This is a genomic window from Rhizobium sp. R711 (assembly GCF_002211365.1).
GTDB lineage: Bacteria > Pseudomonadota > Alphaproteobacteria > Rhizobiales > Rhizobiaceae > Rhizobium.
Genome location: NZ_LOKZ01000001.1, coordinates 1014697 through 1036996, shown reverse-complemented (window position 1 = coordinate 1036996; position 22300 = coordinate 1014697). Strand labels below are relative to the sequence as shown.

Genomic DNA, 22300 nt, shown 5'->3' with positions numbered 1-22300 from the left:
AAGTCGCCGAACGCAGTAGCGCTGCGCGGCTGCCGGTCTGAGTTAAAGGTAGCTCGTCACCGCGGGTTCGTTCCACCAGTTGTCGTGACGCCCGTCCATATAGCGAACCGGCAGAGCCGCAAGCTCTTCGGGCGATATGTCATCAAGGCAGGCGATGTTGATCGAAACATAGTCTCCGCCAATCTCTGGAATTTGACCATGCCCATAGGCATGAAGGCCGCATGTCGGGCAGAAGCGGTGATGGCCGCTCATCGTTGCGAACTGATAGTCAGCGGCCGCCGTCTCCTCGCACAGCAGACGGAAATCCTCGGGCTTCACGACCGCGCCCCAATAGCGCCGCTTGCCGCAGACGGTGCAATTGCAGCGGCCGGTGCCGGCCTGGAGATCGGCATCGACCTCGTAGCGGATTTTGCCGCAATGGCAGCTGCCCGTGTAGGTTTTCTTCATGGATTTCCTCCTCCGCCCTTTGCAATGGTCAATCGTCATGACAATATGTTGTCATGACCGATGAAATACCAATACGACAACATATTGTCAAACAAAACCGCCCGAGACGGACCGCCGAAGGCGATGCCTTCTCGCTGTTCACCATCGCTGCGCTGCGGCTCGCAGGCCGGTTGACCGCCGCCGGCGACGAGTTGGCGAAGCCCGCCGGACAGACGAGCGCCCGCTGGCAGGTACTTGCCGGTGCGCGAAGTGGCGCGCATTCCGTCGCGCAGATTGCGCGCCTGCTCGGGGTCGCCCGACAGGGCGTGCAACGGCTGGCGGATGCACTCGAAGGCGACGGGCTGATCAGCTATGTCGATAACCCGCAGCATCAGCGCGCCAAACTGGTAAAATTGACGGAGGAAGGCGAATCCCGCCTCGCCGCGATCGAGACAGCGCAGGCGGAGTGGGCCGACAGGCTCGGGCAGTCATTTGCCGTCGCCGAGATGGAGGCAGCCCTGGCCGTCATGACCAGAGTGATCGAAACCCTCGACACGGAAACTGGCAAGGCATAGGCCGGCTATGGCGCCGATCGGCCTGAAGCAAGTAGCTTATGATATCTGCTAAAGGACGCGAGCAATCGCGGGGTGGCCCCTAAGCCGGAGGCTACAGTACATAGAGCAACGCGGTATCAGGTTCCCTGGACGGCCTGCGCCCCATTGGAACTGACATTGGCTGCATGCGCTTCGAGGATTGCGGCGGCTATGACCTTCTGAAGCTCGTAAACCAGTGTGCGCGAGCGCTTGCGATCCAGATCCTGCGCCGCCTTCGCAAGATTCAATCCTTCGTTCAGGACGATATGGTGAGCTCGCGTCAGCGCCCAGCTTTCAATATCAAGACTTATCATTCGGAATCTCCGCCAAATCATTCAGCATCAACGACATTCACCGAATCACGATACGCAGAGCGCTTACACAGCAAGAAGAATCACAGTTGCAATATTTCGCAAATAACATTTTCCGAAGAATACGCGCGCAATGCGAAATTCTTCTTGAGCTGCGATAGATACAACCGCACTACCTCTGAGCCCGCACAACTGAGTCCGGGCTCTGCTCAAAAATATTCGGCGAAGCTTGCACGGACCTGCACACACCACGGCGCGCATTTTTATCGATCGCCCGTAAGCGCACGGAAGACCGGGAGGGCGCCGCAATCAGACTTTCGTGGCCGGGCCCTTGTTGCGATCCAAGAGGGCCTTCACCGTAACATCGTTGATCTTGCCGCTCGGCTCCTGGCCGATCGACTTCTGGAAGCTCTTGATCGCCGCAACGGTCTTCGCGCCCATCTCGCCGTCCGGCTGGCCGGCGTCGAAGCCGTTGTTGTTGAGAATCGCCTGGATGTTGCGGATCGCTCTCTTCATGTCGACCGTCGAGGTCTTGGTGGCATTGCCGACCCATTCATCCGGAACGTCGACGCCGTTCGCCTTGCTGTCGAGCGGCGCGGCCTTCCAGAGGTCTGCCTTGGCACGCGCCTTTTCCAGCTGGTCCGGCTTCATCGCGTTGGCAACTTCGTCGCGCTTCTGTGCCGCGTCCTTGTCACCGCCCTTGGCCGCAACCGCGAACCACTTGTAGGATTCGGTCAGATCCTGCGTGACCCCATTGCCGCGAGCGCAGAGGATCGCCAGATTGAACTGGCTGTCGGTAACGCCGAGGTCGGCCGCCTTGATGAACCAGTCCGCCGCCACCTTGTAGTCCTGCTGGCCGAGCGCACCGGACGCGTAGAGCACGGCGAGATTGTGCATCGCACTGGCATTGCCCTGGTTGGCGGCCTGTTCGTAATATTGCGTCGCCTTGGCGATATCGCGTCCGACGCCCGTGCCCTTCTCGTAAATGTTGCCGAGACGATATTCGGCCGGCGCGAAGCCCTTGTTTGCGGCGAGCTGATACCAATTTGCCGCTTCCTTCGCATCGACGGCGACACCGGCACGGCCCTCGCTATAGCGGGCACCAATTTCGAAGAGTGCCAGCGGATCGCCGCTCTTGGCTGCATCGGCGAGTGACTTCGGCTGCACCGTATCCGGGACGGCAATGCTTGCCGTTTCCGCGGTCGGTGTGGTGGCCACTCCAGCCGCAATCGGCGCAGTATCCTTGGCAACGAAACCGGAGGCGTCCTGAGGAGCGCCGGAAGGCGCAAGCGGCGCCGCCGCGTCACCGTTCAGCGGCGCGGTCGCAGTCAGATGGTCGGGTGCTGCCGGTGCGGGTGCCTGATCGCTGCTCGTCATCGGCGCGACAGGGGCCGCTGCAGCCGGGACTTCCGGAGCGATTGCAGCGACTTGGTCCGGCGCGGTTTCGCTGTCGGGCGGCAGCGAATTGCTTGATGTATCCGTCAGCACGGCAACTTCGGCGGACGGCGCCGGCTCACCGCTCGTCAGCGTGCGTGCGAGCGGAAACGCCATGATCGCCAGAAGCACGGCGCCGACGGCAAGCAGGATCGGACGGCGGAAGCGCGAGAAGGCGCCTCCCTTGGTCGAATCCTTAACCTTTGCCTTCTTGTCGGCTTTGGCGGGCTGCGGCTTGGCGCCGGGTTCGGTCTCCATTGCCGCGGCCTGCGCGGCGCGGCGGGCGGCGGCAATGTAGTCGGCGCGCTCGTTTTCCGTTGCGGGCTTGGCGTTCGTTCGCGCAGCGTTCTGGCTGGCGCGCACGCGTTCCAGGATTTTCTTGACATCGGGCGCACCCGAGCCCGGCTCCAGCGGCTCATTGGCGGCTTCGGGCGGCATCACATCGACGGGATCGATGGATGGAGCCGGATCGATCACAGTGCGCTCGGCGGCAGTGGTTTCCGCCTTCACCTTTTTGCTTGGCAGCAGACGCTTGCCGAGGCTCGCAAGGAGGCTGCTCTTTGAGGCATCGGCGGATGCGACAGGCTTCGTCGCCGCCTCAATGGCGACCACGCTGGTATCGGTCGCAGCCATAACCGGTATGGCCAGCGCTTGCTCGGTGACCTCTGGCTGGTGGCCTGCAGGGGCGCGGGTTCCGAACACCGCCGGTCTCTGCGCGTCCTCGGTACCGGCCTGCATCATCGCGTAGGTATCGACCGCGAAATCGACATCGGCGCTCGGCATTCTCGGCGCAGGCCTTGCGGCGGCGCGATCTTCCATCGTGTCCAATCGCTCGGCGATCTGGACCAGTGTTTCGTGCAGGGCCTGGAAGGTCTTGTGCGTGCGCTCCTCGCTGCTGCGGCTGAGGTCCTCAAGCTGGCGGAGATCTTCGGCAAGCGCAGTGAGCGCAGACATGTCGGCTGCGGCCGGCGCACCGCCCTGGAAGACGCCGCTTCTCGCATAGGCTTCGACCACCGCTTCCGCCGCCTGGCGGGCGGCCTCGATGATATATTCGTCGCTGGTCGCCATGTAGTCTTCGATCGCACCCATGCGGCGGTCGAAATCCAGCGGCAACTCGGCTGCGGGCCGCGGCTCGCTCATCAGGGCCGAGAGGTTTGCGATCTGGTCTTCAAGGTTCTTCAGCGCATAGGAATCGGCCGCCGGCGCGGCGGTGCTTTCCTCAAGGCGTGCGGCGATATCGCCGAGCCGGCTTTCGATGCGACGGATGGCGCTATCGTCCGCGGGAGCGGCGACAGGTTGAAGCGGCTGGAAATCCATTTCGTCGATGCGGCGTGCGAGATAGTCCAGGCGCTGCGCCAGCGCATCGTTGACCGAGCCGACCTCGAGCGCATCGATCTTGCGCGAGATGTCGGCAAGCGCGCCGGTCAGTTCCGGTTGCGGCGCGGCCTTGTGGCTTCGCTCGAGCAGGTAGGACAGATGCTCCAGGCGTTCGTCGAGGCGCGAGGCGGCCTCGGCGTTGGCGAGTTCCTCGACGCGCAGCGTCAGCGTTTCGAGCCGATCCGCCATGGCATCGGTCGGAACTGCGCGGCTCGCGACGCTATGGCCCATCATGTCGATCTGCTCGCCCAAGGCGTTCAGGCGGCCTTCGAGGCGATGCATCATGGCGGGATCGCCGCTGGTGGCAGCGCGGCCGGTTGCCGCAATGGCGCGGCTGATTTCGTCGAGCCGGCTATCGACCGCCGCAAACTGCTCGGCCATCGCCCGATCATGCGGCTGGATCATCGTGCCAAACTGCTCCATCGCCGTCGCGATAGAGAGAAGCTTGTCTTCCAGCGCCCGCACGGCCGGGCTTTCGCCCAAGCCGCCGATATGGCGCTTGATGTCGTCGAGCCGGTAGGCAAGCGCCACCAGCTCTTCCTGCAGGCCCGCCGTATCGAGCGCATGCAGCTGGTTCTCGAAGCCGTCCCAGCGCGTCTCCATATGGCGGATTGAATCTTCGCGCGCGAGCCCGTCCATCAGCGAGCGCAGCTCTTCGAACTCGCCGCGCAACCCTTGCGCTTCGGGCGCATTGGAGCGACCGGCAAGCTGGTCGATGCTGCTGGCGAGACGGCCCATATCGGCGCGAATGTCATCGGCGAAGCGGCGGTCTTCGGCACCGACCTTGATGCTGCGGATCTCCTCGCGCAGCGCGTTCATTTCCCGCGTCACACCATCGGAGATGTCGCGTTTCAGGTCCTGACGAAGATTGACGAGCGCCTGAGCGATCTCGGTCATGGTGTCGTCTGCGGCGCGATAGGCCGGCTTTGGATCGGCCGGACGCAGTGCGCGTTCGGCAACCGGAAGCGGCGCGCGCGATGGGGCCGGCTGCTCGCGCGTATGTGATACGGGCTCGTGCACTACAGGGCGTTCCCGGCTTGCCTCCAGAACGCGCTGGCGCTGGCGAATTTCGGCGAAAGGATCCGGCCGGGCTTCAGCGCCATAGGGTGCGCGGCCGGCATAGGGATCAGCGTAGGCCTCGCGCTCCGGCGACGGGGCGCGCTGGCGCTGGTCGCGAGCGCTCGCGCCCATCAAACCCTCGATCCTCGCTTCCAGACCTTCGATGGTGCGGTTCAGCGCATCGAGCGACGCCCTGTCGGAGTGCCGTGGGGAATTTGATCGCGATCCGTTCATTTTCTTGCTCGCTTCATCTGTCCGAACCCTCGTCAGGGCCGATCATTGGCTTCCGTCAGCGCCGCATCGAGATGCGGACGTGAGCACCGTTCATGAAGGGATAATCAATTAGACTTTCCTCAACCTGTGCGGCGTAGCGGCATTCCATGAAACGCGAGACTGAAAAAAGGAATGCAAGTCGCCAATGCTCAGACAGCACCTTTCATGAAACGTGGTAAACAACCCGTTAATCGGCGTGAGATTTTTTTAACTTTTCAGTATTTTCAGCCGTTTCCGTGCTGAAACGGGCCGCAAGCGCTCCGCGCGCGTCCAGCGGCATGTTAGGCGGATATCAGAAGGATTCCGTCCACGGCCGCACCTCGATTTCCTGCGACCAGGCGCTCCGGTGTTGCAGGAGCACATTGATATAGGTCTGCGCGATGGCGTCAGGATCGAGCGTCGCATCCGGCTTGGTCGGGTCTTCCCGGCGCATCTCCGAACGGATTCCACCGTCGATGATGAAATGGGCGACGTGAATGCCCTTTGGCCCGAGCTCACGGGCAGCGCTCTGGGCAAGACCGCGAAGCGCAAACTTGCCCATGGCGAACGCGGCCGACTGGGCATATCCCTTGATGCTCGCCGTCGCCCCGGTAAACAGGATCGCGCCGCGCCCATGCGGAAGCATGCGCCTTGCGGCCTGCTGGCTGACCAGGAAGCCCCCGTAGGCGCTGATGGCGATTGCCTGTTCGACGGCGGCTGGATCGAGTTCCGCCAAAGGACCGCGCAGGCGGCCACTGGCGTTATAGATGACGACATCGGGATCACCCATCGCAGCCGCGACGTCGTCAAAGAGTGCGGCGACGGAAGCTGGCTGCGCGGCATCCGCGGCAAAGGTCAACGCGCCGGTTTCGCCGGCGAGTTTGCTCAGCTTGTCGGTGTTGCGCGCCGCCAGCGCAACCTTGACGCCGCGCTCGCTCAACTGACGCGTAAGCGAGGCGCTGAGCCCCGGGCCTGCGCCGACGATGAGAGCGGAACTGTAAGGAAACTCGGTCATGGCTGTCCTCCGGTCGTTGTCGCCGAAACCTGCGGCTCAGAATACCCGTCGTGTTTGCCTGCGGATACCAGGCGAACCAGCATATGAAGCCAATTGCGGGTAAGCGCTTGTGCTGCTCGCTTGGATGATCCGCCGACACTCACTCGATCGCGCCGCCACGCCAAGCGCGTGCGAGCAGGATCGACAGGACAAAATGCAGGACGACTGCTGGCCAAAGCAGGACGCCCGTCAGCCCATGGGCGAGGCCGAGATAGGCGAGATATAGTGCCACGAGCGCGCTGTAGAACAGCATGCCTTCGAGGGGCCGACTCCGCCAGCAGGCGATCCCCAGTCCGATCAGCGCGAGGCCTGCAACGCGCGCGGCGGCCGCCGCCACGCCCACCAGCGCCTCCCCAAGCAATAACTCACCGACGAGCGCGGGAATGGCCACCAACGCGAGGCCAGTCACGATTTCACCGATGGCCGCGACAGCCAGCGCCCTGTTCATCACGCCGATCCTCCTCTCGGACCTCGGGTCAAGGCGACACTGCAGCACTAGCACGGAGGCAGCAGATAGTAGCCGCAGGCCCGTGGCGGTGCCGATGGACTTCGTCGCCGGCGCGGTAATGGCATTTTCGGCCAAAGCCGTCGACGATATGAGAACGCCGAGTGTCGCGGCTACAGCTATGGTGCTGATGGCGTGCTTGAGGCTCATTGGTTGCTCCTCCCTAGCTTGAAGGTCAGCTTGTCGATCTTGCCTGTGAACTTGAACGGCGTGTCGTAGCGATACTCCAGCAGCTCCACGCTGGTGCGGGTGCCTTGGCCGATGTCAAAAGTTTCGTCCTCGGGGCAGGTCACCGGAATGCCGTGCTCCAGGGAGTTCGTGGCCACTTGCTTTCCGTCGACGGAGAGGACGCCCGTGCCACCCGTACCAAGTTCGGTGCCGGTCGTTTTGTAGTCGAAGACGACGGTGTGCTTGCCGGCCTCGAGTTCCGGCCCCTCCCACATCGTGCGCTTGAGGTCGAGGAGGTTGTAGAGGTACACGACCCGGCCTCTGCCGACGCCGAAGTCCCCCCTGCTGAGGAACAGACCGTAGCCGCCGAAGCGCCCGCCCTGCGTGACGATCATGCCATCCGCGCCGCCTTCGGGAATCTCGATGTCGGCGGTGATCGTATAGGACTTGTTCAGAATATCAGGGGCGGCGCTGGCCGGCACGCCGGTCAACTCCCCGGGATAGGTGAATTCCGTCCCGAAAATCGTCTCGCGCAGCTTGTTCCAGTCGTCGTCGAACAGGTGCATGTCGCCGATCTTCTTGATCCATTCCGGCGTCGGGTGGTGTGGCGCATGGGTGGCACCAGGCACGTAATAGACGAGCCAGGGCTTGCCAGGAGCAACCTCCTTGAGCTGTTTGATGTAGCCGATGGCCTCGTCGGCCATTGCAGTCTCCATGTTCCAGCCGGGATTTCCTTCGAAGGGGTAGATGGCGGTTGTGTTGCGGAAGAGGTTCGGCTGCCACTGACTGGCATCGCCGCCGACGAAGCCATAGAAGTAATCGAAGCCCATGCAGTTCGGCCACTGATTGAACGGCCCAGCCTGGCTTGATTGATAGTACGGCGTGCTGTGGTCCTTGCCGAACCATGAGGTAGCGTATCCATTCTCCTTGAGTATCGTGCCCTTTTCGATGGGGATGATCGAATCGTACCCTGAATACCCTGTCGCTAATTCGCCGACGACGCCGAAGCCGACCGAATGATGGTTGCGCCCGGTGATCAGGGCAGCCCGCGTCGGCGAGCAGAGCGACGTGGAGTGGAAATTGGTGAAGCGCAGCCCCTGCTTGGCGATACGATCCATCGCAGGCGTAGGAATGACACCGCCAAAGGTACTCGGAGCACCGAAACCCTGGTCGTCCGTCATGATCAGGAGCACATTGGGGGCGCCTTTCGGCGCACACCGCCGAAATTCGGATCGGGCGGTGGAAGTTGTTTTCCGGTGATCGTGGCGGTGGCTTCGGGCGAACCTGGAGTACCGGTGACCTGTTGAGCCCATCCTGAGGCACAACCAAGAGCTAGGAAGCCCGCACATGCAAGCAAACTGCGAACGATCGGTATCTCGGCAGCCCCCTCAAGCGTTGCAACCGGATTTCTCGCACAACTCGCACAATTAGAAGTTTCTAATATACCATGAGGGCGAAGCCAGGTCGAGCCTTGCCTTTGGGTCCACAACCCCAAAGGCAGTGACGGCAGCCCGATCCCCACCTGCAGCCCGCGCTGCAATGTTTGTGTTGAAACATGCCTCTGCTGCGGGTACCCAGTCAGCGATTCCCGCTGCATCTGGGTCCAATGAAATAGAGGCGCGAATGGTGACAAGTCGACTGGGGCGGCTGCGGTTTAGCATCTTAAAGCGGCCCGGGCCGCGGGGGCTACACCCGCCGCGCCTTGATCGTATTCATCACGAAGCTCGTCTCGATCGTATCGACGCATTTCAGGCGGGCGATCTTTTCCTTGATGAACCGCTCGTAGTCTTCGAGGCCCGAACTCATCACCTTCAGCACGTAGTCGCGCGACCCGGTCACCAGATGGCATTCGAGTACCTCGTCCCACTCGCGCACGGCGCTCTCGAACATCTCGATCTCGTCCTCGTGCTGGCGGCTGAGGCGAATGGAGGCCAGCGCCGTCATCGTCCAGCCGTCGATGGCAGGATCGACGAGCGTGGTGTAGCCCTTGATAATCTCCGCGTCCTCAAGCCGGCGTAGGCGACGCAGGCAGGCCGATGCGGAAAGCCCAACGCGTTCCGCAAGCTCGTTGTTCGGAAGGCGGGCATCGACCATCAGTTCTTTCAGGATCTTCCGGTCCATATCGTCAGCAATTTTCTGCGTCACAATTCGCCATTCTCCGCACTAAGTTGCTCAAGAGAGCATGGCGACGCGGCAAATAGCAAGAACAGCCCGCGCGTTCTGATATAATTTGCGAGCATCACGGCATCTCTCGAGGAGACGACAATGACCGCACCGCACCCTTCCAAGACTCATATCGGCAATCATGCGCTGCATCCCGAGACGCAGATGCTGAATTATGGCTACGACCCGGAACTGTCGGAAGGGGCGGTGAAGCCGCCGGTATTCCTGACGTCGACATTCGTCTTCAAATCCGCCGAGGATGGCCGGGATTTCTTCGACTACGTATCCGGCCGCAAGGAGCCACCGGCCGGCAAGGGTGCGGGTCTCGTCTATTCGCGTTTCAATCATCCCAACAGCGAGATCGTCGAGGACCGGCTTGCCGTCTATGAGCGTACCGAAAGCTGCGCCCTCTTCTCGTCCGGCATGTCGGCGATCGCCACGACCCTCTTGGCCTTCGTTCGTCCTGGTGATGCGGTGCTCCACTCCCAGCCGCTCTATGGTGGAACGGAAACCCTGCTGGCAAGGACGTTTCTCAATCTCGGCGTTGCGGCTGTCGGCTTTGCAGACGGCGTCAGCGAGGCATCGGTGCAGGCGGCTGCGGAAGACGCCATGGCAAAGGGCCGCGTGTCTGTCATCCTCGTCGAGACGCCAGCCAATCCGACGAATAGCCTCGTCGACGTCGTAATGATCCGCCGTGTCGCCGACGCGATCGGCCGGAAGCAGGGCCATACGCCAATTATCGCTTGCGACAACACGCTGCTTGGCCCCGTCTTCCAGCGGCCGATCGAACACGGCGCCGATATCTCGCTCTATTCGCTGACCAAGTATGTCGGCGGCCATTCGGATCTGATCGCCGGTGCGGCACTCGGCTCGAAGGCCGTGATGAAGCAGGTCAAGGCGCTGCGCGGTGCCATCGGCACGCAGCTTGACCCGCATTCGTGCTGGATGCTCGGCCGTTCGTTGGAAACGCTGCAGATCCGCATGGAGCGAGCCGATAGCAACGCCCGCGTGGTCGCCGACTTCCTGCGCGAGCACCCGAAGGTCGAGGGGATTCACTACCTGCCCTATCACGATGCCAATTCGCCAGTCGGGCGCGTCTTCGCGGCGCAGTGCAGCGGCGCCGGATCGACCTTCTCCTTCGACATCAAAGGCGGCCAGCCCGCATCCTTCAAGTTCCTGAACGCCCTGCAGATCTTCAAGCTGGCGGTCAGCCTGGGCGGTACGGAATCGCTTGCCAGCCACCCGGCAACGATGACCCATTCCGGCGTGCCGGCCGACGTTCGCCAACGGATCGGCGTCCTGGAATCAACCATCCGCCTATCGATCGGCATCGAGCATCCGGACGATCTCGTCGCCGATCTGCAGCAGGCGCTGGACGCCGCGTGATTTTAGTGGCGGCTCAGGCGGCCGCCGTTTCCCTTACATCGTCGAGCAGGAAATGCACGACGACATATTTCGTCGTGTAGTGTCGGCCGCTGTCGGAAACATTGTCGACGCTGGCGCCATCGGCGGGGTGCCAGCGATGATAGTGCGGACTGGTGGTGATCAGCGTGATCGCCTTGCCGGCCATCTTGCCGTCGAGACGGTAGCGCATCTCGGCGAGCGGCCAGATGCGTTCATAGTCATCCATTGAAATGCGGACTTTCAGTGCCTTGCGGCTGACCGCTTCGCTGCGCGAGCCGTCCTCGTGCTCCACCGCCGGCAGTTCCAGCGTGACTTCCTCGGCTCCGTCGAGAATGGAATTGAACTCCTCCGGCCATATCCGTCTCATAAAATCGCTCCTCCAAGCTCTTTCATCGGTCTGCCTGTGAAATGTAGCCGGTCCCGCCGCAGAAGCAACCGGTAGCGGGCGCTGTGAGGAGGATTCGGCCTCCCCCGCGGTGGCCATTCACTGCGACAAGATAACGCGCCGTCGGGAAGAACTATCGGATGGCCAGCGCAACACTCGCCCGACGCAGTGCAAATGCTTCACCGCACTCGACATGGACCAATGACTGCCAGAATAAGGGATACATCAATTATTCTAGAATATACACGGCCTCATATTGCATTGCATCATTGCGGTGAGCTGTCTAGTCTGGACCAGCGTCAGGGGGGAAACGCCATAAGAAGCCATCTTCGCGAGAAGGATGTTAGATGCTTGATACGCCGAGCTCAAAAGACCTGGAAACCATAGCGCGCACAGGTGGGACCTTTAGACGTATGGCCGCCCGCGTTCCGACCTATTTGAAACGGATCTGAGGGAAAACCCCACCTGGTTGCCGATGTTCCTTTTCGCCCGAATGATACCGTTTCGTCGGGCACACTCACCGCCAAACGTGTTCCACCGGTGGTGGACGATGCTCCGTCGATGTTCGGCGAGATAAAAGCGGCGGACGTCGCGGCGGAACTGAGAAGAACCGGTATCTTTTCCGGTCTGACACTCCCCACAGCAGTTCAAGAGGAAATTGCGCGCTTCGCCAACGAGACACCGTGCTTCGGCAACTTCGACCGGAGAATCGAATTTCTAGCCAGCGAGCATGCCGAAGCCGAGCAGCGCTTCGGGCGCACGATATTGAGCGGCCATCATTTCGATCGGATTGTAAGATGCGAGGCAGCGCTTGCCGTGCAGAAGGACCCGCTGCTTCTGAACGTGGCAAAGCATTGTCTTGGCGGCGAAACGAAGCTGATCACAACCCGTACCTGGTGGAGCTTTCCGACCAAGACCGCTTCGGAAGCCGATCTAAGCCGGGCATCGTTCAAGTTCCATTTCGATCTCGATGATTGGCGAATGCTGAAATTCTTCTTCTATCTGTCGGATGTGGACGCCGATGCTGGGCCGCATGTCTACGTCCGGGGCAGCCACAACCGACGTCGCATGAAACACCAGTTGACGCTGCTCGTCGGGCATCCATCGGAAGAGGTCCTGGGCTTTTACGGCGAAGAGAATGCCGTCACGCTGACCGGGAAAGCCGGTACCGGTTTTGTCGAAGACCCCTTCGGCTTCCACATGGGAACCCTGGCGAAGCACACGCCGCGCCTGATGATGGAAGCCGGATTTGGAGTATCGAAACCGTCGAAACGCCGCTATCACGGAGAGCCCGTGATACGTTAGGCGATCACTTCGCCCGCAGGCCACGGCGCCTTTAACCCCAGGGAGCCATTCTCGACCACATGGCCGAAGCGGCTCCCAGGAATTCCCAGTGAGCCGACGTGGCCCACTACGGCCATAGTCGCCGCCGCCTCTTACCGATAGGCCTGCTCCAGTTGCGCGATATCGAGCTTGATCATGCCGAGCATGACTTCGGTAACCCGCTTTGCGCGCTCCCGGTCGGGATCGGCAACCATCTCGATCAGCGCACGCGGAACGATCTGCCAGCAAAGGCCCCAGCGATCCCGCAGCCAGCCGCACTGCTCCTCCGCCGCGCCGTTGTCAAGGAAGGCGTTCCAGATCCTGTCGATCTCCGCCTGCGTCTCGCACTGTACCGAGATTGAGAAGGCGTGGTTGAAGGCATCGAGCGGACCGGCTTGCATGGCCACGAAATCTTGGCTCCCGAGCTTGAACTCGGTGATGATGACGCTGCCCGGAGGGCCGCTAGGTGTCTCGGCCGGAAGGACGGTCGTGCGGCCCCTCGACGAATTTGGAATCGTCGCCACATAGAATTCGACGGCTTCCTGGACATCCTTCTCGAACCAGAGATTCGACGTCACCTTAAGCATGGATTGTCCTCCTCATTGCTGCTCTGACGAAATGTTCGACAGTTCGAGGACGTTCCGGCCCGGCTCTTTCCGACAACGGCGCGGATCATTTTCACAAATTCGCGCGACATCAACATTTGACGTTTACGCAAACGTCAATATTTTGTAAGAGACTCTCAAATGCCGGTTTCGTCCGGCGTGCCGAATTGGAGGAATTCGAACGATGCCAGTCTACAAGGCCCCGGTTAACGACACGCTCTTCGTGCTGAACGACGTGCTCGGCCTGGAACGCTACAATAATCTCCCGGGGTTTGCCGACGCGACGCCTGACATGATCGAGGCGATCCTCGGCGAGGCCGCGAAGGTTGCCGAGGAAGCGCTCTTCCCGCTCAACTATTCCGGCGATCAGGAAGGCTGCGTACGCCACGACGATGGTTCGGTCTCCGTGCCTAATGGTTTCAAGGGCGGCTATGACGCCTATTGCCAGGGCGGCTGGATCGGGCTTGCCGTTCCCGAGGAATTCGGCGGCCAGGGTCTTCCCTATGCGCTGCATGCCGCCGTCGGCGAATATACCTCCGCCGCCAACATGTCGCTGATGATGTATCCCGGGCTGACCCAGGGTGCGATCGCGGCTATCCTCGTTCATGGATCGGACGAGCAGAAGCAGACTTACCTGCCGAAGATGGTCTCCGGCGAATGGTCCGGCACCATGAACCTCACCGAGCCGCATTGCGGCACCGATCTCGGCCTCCTGCGCACCAAGGCGGTGCCTCAAGGTGACGGCAGCTACAAGATCTCCGGCCAGAAGATCTTCATCTCCGCCGGTGAGCACGACATGACGGACAACATCGTGCATCTCGTACTGGCCCGCATCGAGGGTGCACCCGAGGGCACCAAGGGCATTTCGTTGTTCATCGTGCCGAAATATCTCGTCACGGCGGATGGCACGGTTGGCGAGCGCAACCAGGTCTCCTGCGGTGCGATCGAGCACAAGATGGGCATTCACGGCAATGCCACCTGCGTCATGAATTATGACGGGGCGACCGGCTTCCTCATCGGCGCTGAGAACAGGGGCCTCAGTGCCATGTTCGTGATGATGAACGAGGCGCGTCTCAGCGTCGGCCTGCAGGGACTGGCAATCTCCGAGATCGCCTACCAGAACGCCGTCAACTACGCCCGCGAGCGCATCCAGGGCCGTTCTCTGTCAGGCCCGAAGGCGCCGGACAGACAAGCCGATCCGATCATCGTGCATCCCGACATCCGCCGCTCGCTGATGACGATCCGCGCCTTCAACGAGGCCGGCCGCGCCTTCCTGCTATGGACGGCGCTGAAATCCGATATCGCCCACCGTTCGGCGGACGAGAAGGAGCGCCAGACGGCCGACGACATTCTCGGCCTCGTCACCCCAATCCTCAAGGGCGTCCTGACCGACAAGGGCTTCGACCACGCCGTCATGGCCCAGCAGGTCTTCGGCGGCCACGGCTACATCGAAGAGCACGGCATGAGCCAGTATGTGCGCGATGCGCGCATCGCCATGATCTACGAAGGCGCCAACGGCATTCAGGCGCTCGATCTCGTTGGCCGCAAGCTTGCACAGAACGGTGGCCGCGCCGTCATGGCGCTGTTCAAGGAGATCGGTGATTTCTGCGAAGAGAACCGCAACGACGAGCAGATGACCTTCTTCACCAAGAACCTGAAGAAGGGCTTGAACGACGTGCAGGCGGCGACCATGTGGTTCATGCAGCACGCCATGGCCAAGCCTGACAATGCCGGCGCCGGCTCGACCGACTACATGCACCTCTTCGGCCTTGTCGTACTCGGCTATATGTGGGCGAAGATGGCGAAGGCTGCCGAGGACGGCCTTGCGGCAGGAGAGGCGGAGCGCGAGGCGTTCCTTCGCAACAAGCTGATCACCGCCCGTTTCTTCATGGAGCGGATCATGCCGGAAACGGCGCTGCGCAAGGCCCGGATCGAGACCGGCGCGGAAACGATGATGACCTTGGCCGCCGAGGCCTTTTGAGTTCAACGGCGCCCGCGCCGATAGGGAGATAGAGGAATGACCGAGGTTTTCATTTACGACCACGTGCGTACGCCACGCGGCCGGGGCAAGAAGGATGGCTCGCTGCACGAGGTGCCGTCGGTGCGGCTGGCAGCAAAGACGCTGGAGGCGATCCGCGATCGCAACGGGCTTGATACGGCAACGGTTGACGACATCGTCATGGGCTGCGTCGACCCTGTCATGGAAGCAGGCGCGGTGATCCCACGCGGTGCCGCCTTCGAGGCAGGCTACTCCACCAAGGCGCCCGGCATGCAGATCTCCCGCTTTTGCGCCTCCGGTCTCGACGCGGTGAATTTCGGCGCGGCGAAGATCGCCCAGGGTGCCGATGACATCGTCATCGCAGGCGGCGTCGAGAGCATGTCGCGCGTCGGCCTCGGCATGTCCGGCGGCGCATGGTTCATGGACCCGTCGGTGAACTTCCCTGCCTACTTCATGCCGCAAGGCGTATCGGCCGACCTGATCGCCACCAAGTACGGCTTCTCGCGCGACGACGTCGACGCCTATGCTGTCGAGAGCCAGAAGCGCGCGGCAAATGCCTGGGAGAAGGGCTACTTCAAGAATTCCGTCATCCCGGTGAAAGACCAGAACGGCCTTGTTATCCTCGCCCATGACGAGCATATGCGCCCGGGTACAGACATGCAGGCCCTGGCGGCGCTCAACCCCTCCTTCCAGATGCCGGGCGAGATGGGCGGCTTCGAAGCCGTCGCCATCCAGGCCCATCCGGAAGTAGAGCGCCTCAACTATGTCCACCACGCCGGCAATTCCTCCGGCATCGTCGATGGCGCGGCCGCCGTGCTGCTCGGCTCCAAGGCCGGCGGCGAGAGCATGGGCGTGAAGCCCCGCGGCCGCATCAAGGCCTTCGCCAACATCGGCTCCGACCCGGCGCTGATGCTGACCGGCCCGGTCGACGTTACCGAGAAACTGCTGAAGCGCACGGGCATGACGCTTGCCGACATCGATCTCTTCGAACTCAACGAGGCCTTTGCCGCCGTCGTGCTGCGCTTCATGCAGGCCTTCGAGGTCCCGCACGACAAGATCAACGTCAATGGCGGCGCAATCGCCATGGGCCACCCGCTCGGCGCCACCGGTGCGATGATCCTGGGCACGGTGCTGGACGAACTGGAGCGGCGCGACCTGAACACCGCGCTCGTCACGCTCTGCATCGGCGCCGGCATGGGCACGGCAACGGTAATCGAACGCGTCTAAGGGAGAGAGACGATGACCTACAAGAACTTCACCGTCGAAACAGACGCAGACGGCATCGCGCTTGTCACTTGGGACATGCCCGGCAAGTCCATGAACGTCTTCACCGAGGAGGTGATGGACGAGTTGAATGCCATCGTCGACGCCGTGGTTGCGGATGGCGCCGTCAAGGGCGCGGTCATCACCTCGGGCAAGTCGAGCTTTTCCGGCGGCGCGGATCTCTCGATGATCAAGTCGATGTTCTCGCTCTACCAGCACGAGAAGGCCACCAACCCTGATGGCGCCGCCCAGAAGCTGTTCGATCTCGTCGGCCGCATGACCGGCCTGTTCCGCAAGATCGAAACCTCGGGCAAACCCTGGGTCTCGGCGATCAACGGCACCTGCATGGGCGGCGCCTTCGAAATGTCGCTCGCCTGCCACGGTCGCGTCGCCTCGAATGCCAAGTCGGTGAAGATGGCACTGCCCGAGGTCAAGGTCGGCATTTTCCCCGGCGCCGGCGGCACGCAGCGCGTCTCGCGCCTGGCGGATGCCCAGTCTGCCCTGCAGATGATGACGACGGGCCAATCGCTGACGGCAGCGCGCGCCAAGGCGATGAACCTCGTGCATCAGGTCGTCGAGCCGGATCAGCTGATCCCTGCCGCCAAACAGATGATCAAGGACGGACTGAAGCCTGTCGCCCCCTGGGACGAGAAGGGCTTCAAGGCGCCCGGCGGCGGCATCTGGACGCCGGCGGCAGCGCAGCTCTGGCCGGCCGCACCGGCGATCCTGCGCCGCGAGACATCAGGCAACTATCCGGCAGCCCTCGCCATCCTCAAATGCGTGTATGAAGGCCTGCAGGTGCCCTTCGACACCGGCCTCAAGATCGAACAGCGCTACTTCACCGAGATCCTGCAGACCAGCGAAGCCTTCTCGATGATCCGTTCGCTCTTCATCTCCATGCAGGAGCTCGGCAAAGGGGCCCGCCGCCCCGCCGGAGTCCCAAAAGCGGAGTTGAAGAAAGTGGGTGTCGTCGGCGCCGGTTTCATGGGAGCCTCGATCGCCTATGTAACCGCCGCCGCCGGCATCCCCGTCACCCTTGTTGACCGTGACATCGAGGCCGCAACCAAGGGCAAGGGCGTCGGCGAAGGCTTGGTGAAGGACTCAATCGGTAAGGGCCGCCTTACGCAAGATGAGGGTGCAGCACTACTCTCGCGCATCATCCCCTCCGCTGATTATGCCGACCTTGCCGATGCCGATCTCGTCATCGAGGCCGTGTTCGAGGATCGTGAGGTCAAGAAGGCCGTCATCGAGGCCGTTGAGGCCGTGTTGCCTGAAGGCGCCATCTTCGCCTCCAACACCTCGACGCTGCCGATCACGGGTCTTGCTAAGAACTCCAAGCGCCCGGCCGATTTCATCGGCGTGCATTTCTTCTCGCCGGTCGAGAAGATGATGCTGACGGAGGTCATTCTCGGCAAGCAGACCGGCGACAAGGCGCTGGCCGTCGCGCTCGATTATGTCGCCGCGATCAGGAAGACGCCGATCGTTGTCAACGACACGCGTGGCTTCTTCGTCAACCGCTGCGTCTTCCGCTACATCCACGAAGCCTATGATATGCTGATCGAGGGCGTCCCGCCCGCGATGATCGAGAATGCCGCCAAGATGGCCGGCATGCCGGTTGGACCGCTATCCCTCAATGACGAGGTGGCGATCGATCTGTCGCAGAAGATCCTCAAGGCCACCGTCGCCGATCTCGGCGAGGCCGCCGTCGATCCGAAGCACATGGCGCTGATCAACAAGATGGTCGACGAGCTCGACCGTCGCGGCCGCAAGAATGGCAAGGGCTTCTACGATTATCCAGCGAAACCGGCCAAGAAGTCGCTTTGGCCGGACCTGAAGACCTTCTACCCGCAGAAGAAGGCGGAGGAGGTCGATGTCGAAGTTCTGAAGCAACGTTTCCTCGCCACTATCGCGCTGGAGGCGGCGCGTACCATCGAGGAAGGCATCGTTACCGATCCGCGCGAGGCCGACGTCGGCTCCATCCTCGGCTTCGGCTTCGCCCCCTACACCGGCGGCGTACTCTCCTACATCGACGGCATGGGCGTGAAGACCTTCGTGGGGCTCTGCGAGAAGCTTGCGGCAACCTACGGCGCACACTTCAAGCCGACGGCACTGCTGAAGGACATGGCCGCCAAGGGCGAGACCTTCTATGGCCGTTTTGATCCTCATACGAAGGAGAAGGCGGCGGCTTAATCCGCCCCGGGCACTCTCAAGCAAAAGCCAGCCGGTGCTTTCGGCTGGCTTTCGGTCTCCGCTGACAGCTATCTGGTAACCGTCAGGCCGGCCTGCATGCCAGCTTCGTAATGCCCTTTGATATTGCATAGCAGCAGATAGGCGCCGGGGGCGAGTTTCGCTTTCAACTGCCCGTCTGCACCCGGCTTAAGGTCCGAGACTTCGCCGATGCTCTTGAGCTGCTTTTCGTCGACCCGATGTCTGGAAGCAATCACCGGGATCTTCTGGTCGGGAGATTTCAGCTTGACGAGCACCATCTCGTGCTCCTCGGTCATCGCGTCGTTGTGAACGGCGAAGATCGTTTCGCCCGCCTTGATCGTGGTCTGGTCCAGCGTCAGCGTCATCGGCCCTCCGCCCTCGCCACCTTCGGTGACCTTCACGGTCGTCGCCGCCCATGATGGCGAAGCAATTGCGACCGCGGCAGATGCGGCGAGAGCGTACCATGCGTACCTGTTCATCAAATCAGCCTTTCCGTTGCAGCCCGCGCTTCGTGTAGGCAGCACGTCTGACACTCACCTGAAGGGCTGGTTCAACCGTCACAGGCTCCGCAACGCGACGTCGGCGCTCGGAACGGGCGGTGTGCAACGCCTCATCTGCCGGCGATCGATGCGGCAATCTTCTCCGCCTCACGGCCTATTTCCCGGAGCAGGCCGGTCGGCACGGCGGTGAAGCCGCAAAAGTAAAGGCCGTCATTCGCCGGCTGCAGCACGCCGCGGCCAGGGCCGTCGGCGTCGCCAAATCGCTGTGGGAAATCGGGCAGAAGCGCCTCGAGCCCGGGCCGGCAACCGGTCGCCAGGACGATCGCGTCGAAGATCGCGGATCGGCCGTCGACGAAATGCACGCGCCACTCCTCTGACGTCGAGATTGCGGGGAACACCTTGATATCCCCCGACCGGATGCGCTCGATCGTTCCGATATTGATCAGAGGCGTGCGGCCCCGTTCGATGATACCGGCCAGTGGCCCGTCTTTTGCCCGCTTCAGCCCAAATTTCCCGAGATCGCCGAACCGCAGGCTGAGGATCAGCGCGTTCACAGCATCGACCAGGCGATAGGGAAGGAACTGCTCAGCGATGGCGATGCTGGCGCTCGTCAGTCCGAACAGCTCGAGCGGCACGACATTGACCGGGCCGCGCACGGACATCGCGACATCGAAGCCGGCCTCGGCGCATTCAAGCGCGATCTCGCCGGCCGAGTTGCCAAAACCGACAACGAGGACGCGCTCGGCCGCAAGCTCCCCAGCATTCCTGAACTCCGAGGAGTGCAGAAGCTTGCCGGCAAACCGCCCCTGCCCTTCCCAGGTCGGCCGTATCGGCGCGTTCGCGAGGCCGGTCGCCATGATGATATTGCTTGCCTCGAATGTTCCGTCGGAACTCTCCACGGTCCACGTCTTGTGCTTTCGGATCGCCGTCGCGAGCACGCCAAATCTGACCTCGATGTCGTTCGACGAGCTGTAGGTTTCGAGATACTCGATGACCTGCAGCCGCGACGGGTACCTTGGAAACCGTCGCGGCATCGGCATTCCCGGCAGCGCTGAGTGCATCTTGTGGGTGTGCAGACGAAGGCGGTCGTAGTGGTGATGCCAGGACGCTGCCAACGTATCGCCCTTCTCGAGCACCAGAAACGAGCGGCCCCGTACGTGCAGCGCCGCGGCGCAGGCCAATCCCGCCGGTCCGGCTCCGATGATGATCGTCTCTGCATCCGTCATGGAGATCTCGCAGCTGCCAGAGGTCTGCGCGAATTATACTATGGACTAGCCGCGCCGCGCCGCTTCGATCGCCGCGACGTCGATCTTCCTCATGGTCATCATCGCATCGAAGGCGCGCTTTGCCTCGTCACCGCCGATCGCCAGCGCTTCGGTCAGCACCCGTGGGGTGATCTGCCAGGACAGGCCCCATCTGTCCTTGCACCAGCCGCACTCGCTTTCCTGGCCGCCGTTGCCGACGATTGCGTTCCAATAGCGGTCGGTTTCCTCCTGGTTGTCGGTGGCGATCTGAAACGAGAAGGCTTCGTTGTGCTTGAACACAGGCCCTCCGTTCAGGCCGATACAGGGAATGCCGGCAACGGTGAACTCGACCACCAGCACATCTCCCTGCTTGCCGTCGGGATAATCTCCGGGCGCACGGATGACGGCACCCACCGCGCTGTCGGGAAAAGTTTCGGCGTAGAACCGGGCTGCAGCCTCGGCGTCCTTGTCGTACCACAGGCAGATCGTGTTCTTGGCCATTGCGCGAGTCCTTTCGCTCTTCGCTTGCTATTCCCTTCCTTGACATAAGAGGCAAGCCACCTTTCTCCACCTAGCGCGTGGTGATTTTGACCACATCGGGTAGAATCCATTTCTTGTCGAAGAACTCCTTCGTCGGACCATAGGCGCGGAACATCAGTTCGAACGACCGCTTCGGATCGGTCGGCACCCAGTTGGCGTCCTTGCCCTTCGGGGCCTTGGGACCAAAGTAGAGATCGACAGAACCATCGCTGTTCTTCACTAGATCGGGAATCTGCGATGAGCGGCTTGCACGCGCGACATTCTTGATCAGCGCGTGCGTCTGCCGGTCATAGGCCGTCACCGACCAATACTGCTGAACGGGAACATCGGCGGGTATATTCAGGTGATAGGTCCCGCTGCCGTCGAAGGCGTCGCCGTTCTTGTCGCGGATCGAGATCGAATAGAATTGGCCGGCCCCCAGCCTCTTGATGCCGATATAGGCGTAGCTGTAAGCGACGCCGCGATGGTCGACCGGATAGGCGTCCGGCGCATCGAAGTTGGATTGCGCGGCGGTGATAAGATCCGGATAGGCCGGGAAAGTCCATCGGCTCTTTTCGGTAAAGAATGGCGGCAGGCCGGCATCGTATTTTGCCTCCAGCAGCGTCTCGGCCTCCTTGATGCCCTTGGTCAGCAAGGATTTCGTGTGCTGATCCGGCTCAAATGGTTTGCCCTTCTCGATTCCGAGGGACTTCAGCTGGTCGATCATCACGCGGTCGCGGGCGATCCAGGGTTCTTCCTGGATGACACGATTCAGATTGTCGAAAAAGCTCTCGTCCCATCTGATCGTGGAGTCGAACACGGTATCCTTGACGTCGGAGAAGACGGTCTCCGACGGATTGCCTGCGGTCGACAGGGGATAGACCCTAAGCTTCCTTCCGTAGTCGATGGAGGCCTGGACATCGGCATCGTCATGGCTTGCGAGGTTCGAACGAAACAGCATGTAGCCGCCGTAGACTTCGGACTGCAGTGGAATGAACCCGTCCGGCAGCTTTTCCTTGTAGCCTGGAGGCAGGACGACGAACTTGCCGCCCTTGCCCTTGTCGTATCCAAGCAGGCCGGCATCCTCGAGCGGCAACTGCCATGCGGTAACGATGTTGCCGTTGAAGGAGGCCTTTTCCCCGGCCGGTGGCAGATCGAGAACGACAGGGCCATCCTTCGTGCTGAAGAAAACCATGAAGTACAGGGCGTCGGGATTGGGCGTCAGCGTCTGGTTTCTCCAATCCAGCGGACGCCCCCAGTAGATGACCTGTCCGACCTTCCCTGGTGTCTTGGCAAGCATTTCCTGCCGCATCAGATCGTAGTTGACTGCCGGTATTCCCCATACGACGGCCTGGACCGCCTTGCGCTCTATTTCCTGGTCAAATGTCTGCCGCATCGCCTTGTCCGCAGAAAGCGCGGGGCCCGCGAGCAGCAATGTGCACAGTAAAGCGATGAACCTCATGATGGCATTCCTCCGATCCTGATGCGCTTTGGGGAGTGAATGCCTG

Annotated in this window: 17 protein-coding genes and 2 pseudogenes; 6 read left to right on the top strand and 13 right to left on the bottom strand. The window is 61.8% G+C overall.

What is annotated here, in order from left to right:
* Positions 1–42: 42 nt before the first annotated feature.
* Positions 43–447 carry a GFA family protein gene (locus tag ATY80_RS05035; RefSeq protein WP_088691316.1) on the bottom strand — a complete coding sequence of 135 codons (405 nt, stop codon included), beginning with the start codon at positions 445–447 and terminating at the stop codon, positions 43–45.
* Between the two features lie 53 nt (positions 448–500).
* Between ATY80_RS05035 and ATY80_RS05030 the strand changes: the two genes are divergently transcribed.
* Entirely contained in the window at positions 501–1001 is a 501-nt protein-coding gene (locus ATY80_RS05030; protein WP_088691315.1) for a MarR family transcriptional regulator, read from the top strand.
* A 116-nt stretch (positions 1002–1117) separates the two neighbouring features.
* Here ATY80_RS05030 and ATY80_RS05025 read toward each other — a convergent pair whose 3' ends face one another.
* From ATY80_RS05025 to ATY80_RS05000, 6 genes and pseudogenes are all read right to left on the bottom strand, one after another.
* On the bottom strand, positions 1118–1333 hold the full coding sequence (locus tag ATY80_RS05025) for a hypothetical protein (protein WP_088691314.1): 216 nt from the start codon (positions 1331–1333) through the stop codon (positions 1118–1120).
* Positions 1334–1639: 306 nt separating this feature from the next.
* Entirely contained in the window at positions 1640–5434 is a 3795-nt protein-coding gene (locus ATY80_RS05020) for an SEL1-like repeat protein (RefSeq protein ID WP_088691313.1), read from the bottom strand.
* Between the two features lie 331 nt (positions 5435–5765).
* Positions 5766–6467, bottom strand: a complete 702-nt coding sequence (locus ATY80_RS05015) for an SDR family NAD(P)-dependent oxidoreductase (protein ID WP_088691312.1) — start codon at positions 6465–6467, stop codon at positions 5766–5768.
* A gap of 139 nt (positions 6468–6606) precedes the next feature.
* A complete protein-coding gene (locus ATY80_RS29455) occupies positions 6607–7161 on the bottom strand; it encodes a hypothetical protein (protein ID WP_245306754.1) in 555 nt (184 codons plus the stop codon).
* Positions 7158–8554: pseudogene (locus ATY80_RS05005) on the bottom strand (sulfatase-like hydrolase/transferase). Before ATY80_RS05005 ends, ATY80_RS29455 begins: the two are co-directional and overlap by 4 nt.
* Before the next feature lie 311 nt (positions 8555–8865).
* Positions 8866–9324 carry an Lrp/AsnC family transcriptional regulator gene (locus tag ATY80_RS05000; protein ID WP_088691311.1) on the bottom strand — a complete coding sequence of 153 codons (459 nt, stop codon included), beginning with the start codon at positions 9322–9324 and terminating at the stop codon, positions 8866–8868.
* A gap of 120 nt (positions 9325–9444) precedes the next feature.
* Here ATY80_RS05000 and ATY80_RS04995 point away from each other — a divergent pair, with 120 nt between their 5' ends.
* Positions 9445–10728, top strand: a complete 1284-nt coding sequence (locus tag ATY80_RS04995) for a cystathionine gamma-synthase family protein (RefSeq protein WP_088691310.1) — start codon at positions 9445–9447, stop codon at positions 10726–10728.
* Positions 10729–10741: 13 nt separating this feature from the next.
* Here the strand turns inward: ATY80_RS04995 and ATY80_RS04990 are convergent, their stop codons facing one another.
* Complete coding sequence (locus tag ATY80_RS04990) at positions 10742–11113, bottom strand: hypothetical protein (protein WP_088691309.1); 372 nt, start codon at positions 11111–11113, stop codon at positions 10742–10744.
* Positions 11114–11478: 365 nt separating this feature from the next.
* Between ATY80_RS04990 and ATY80_RS04985 the strand changes: the two are divergent.
* Positions 11479–12436 (top strand): annotated as a pseudogene (locus ATY80_RS04985) (phytanoyl-CoA dioxygenase family protein).
* Between the two features lie 131 nt (positions 12437–12567).
* On the opposite strand, the gene ATY80_RS04980 reads toward ATY80_RS04985, so the two are convergent.
* On the bottom strand, positions 12568–13041 hold the full coding sequence (locus ATY80_RS04980; RefSeq protein ID WP_088691308.1) for a VOC family protein: 474 nt from the start codon (positions 13039–13041) through the stop codon (positions 12568–12570).
* 202 nt (positions 13042–13243) lie between these two features.
* Here ATY80_RS04980 and ATY80_RS04975 point away from each other — a divergent pair, with 202 nt between their 5' ends.
* Genes ATY80_RS04975 through ATY80_RS04965 form a run of 3 tightly spaced genes read left to right on the top strand, consistent with a single transcriptional unit; the run spans position 13244 to position 18511 of the window.
* On the top strand, positions 13244–15040 hold the full coding sequence (locus ATY80_RS04975) for an acyl-CoA dehydrogenase C-terminal domain-containing protein (RefSeq protein ID WP_088691307.1): 1797 nt from the start codon (positions 13244–13246) through the stop codon (positions 15038–15040).
* A 36-nt stretch (positions 15041–15076) separates the two neighbouring features.
* Complete coding sequence (locus tag ATY80_RS04970; RefSeq protein ID WP_088691306.1) at positions 15077–16285, top strand: acetyl-CoA C-acetyltransferase; 1209 nt, start codon at positions 15077–15079, stop codon at positions 16283–16285.
* 12 nt (positions 16286–16297) lie between these two features.
* Positions 16298–18511, top strand: coding sequence for a 3-hydroxyacyl-CoA dehydrogenase NAD-binding domain-containing protein (locus ATY80_RS04965; protein WP_088691305.1), 2214 nt, complete (start codon positions 16298–16300; stop codon positions 18509–18511).
* A 68-nt stretch (positions 18512–18579) separates the two neighbouring features.
* Here the strand turns inward: ATY80_RS04965 and ATY80_RS04960 are convergent, their stop codons facing one another.
* From ATY80_RS04960 to ATY80_RS04945, 4 genes are all read right to left on the bottom strand, one after another.
* Positions 18580–19008 (bottom strand): plastocyanin/azurin family copper-binding protein, encoded by a 429-nt coding sequence (locus ATY80_RS04960; RefSeq protein WP_088691304.1) that lies wholly within the window; start codon positions 19006–19008, stop codon positions 18580–18582.
* A gap of 131 nt (positions 19009–19139) precedes the next feature.
* Positions 19140–20255 carry an NAD(P)/FAD-dependent oxidoreductase gene (locus ATY80_RS04955; RefSeq protein WP_088691303.1) on the bottom strand — a complete coding sequence of 372 codons (1116 nt, stop codon included), beginning with the start codon at positions 20253–20255 and terminating at the stop codon, positions 19140–19142.
* Positions 20256–20300: 45 nt separating this feature from the next.
* Entirely contained in the window at positions 20301–20774 is a 474-nt protein-coding gene (locus tag ATY80_RS04950; protein ID WP_088691302.1) for a VOC family protein, read from the bottom strand.
* 70 nt (positions 20775–20844) lie between these two features.
* A complete protein-coding gene (locus ATY80_RS04945; protein ID WP_088691301.1) occupies positions 20845–22254 on the bottom strand; it encodes a DUF1254 domain-containing protein in 1410 nt (469 codons plus the stop codon).
* Positions 22255–22300 lie beyond the last annotated feature (46 nt).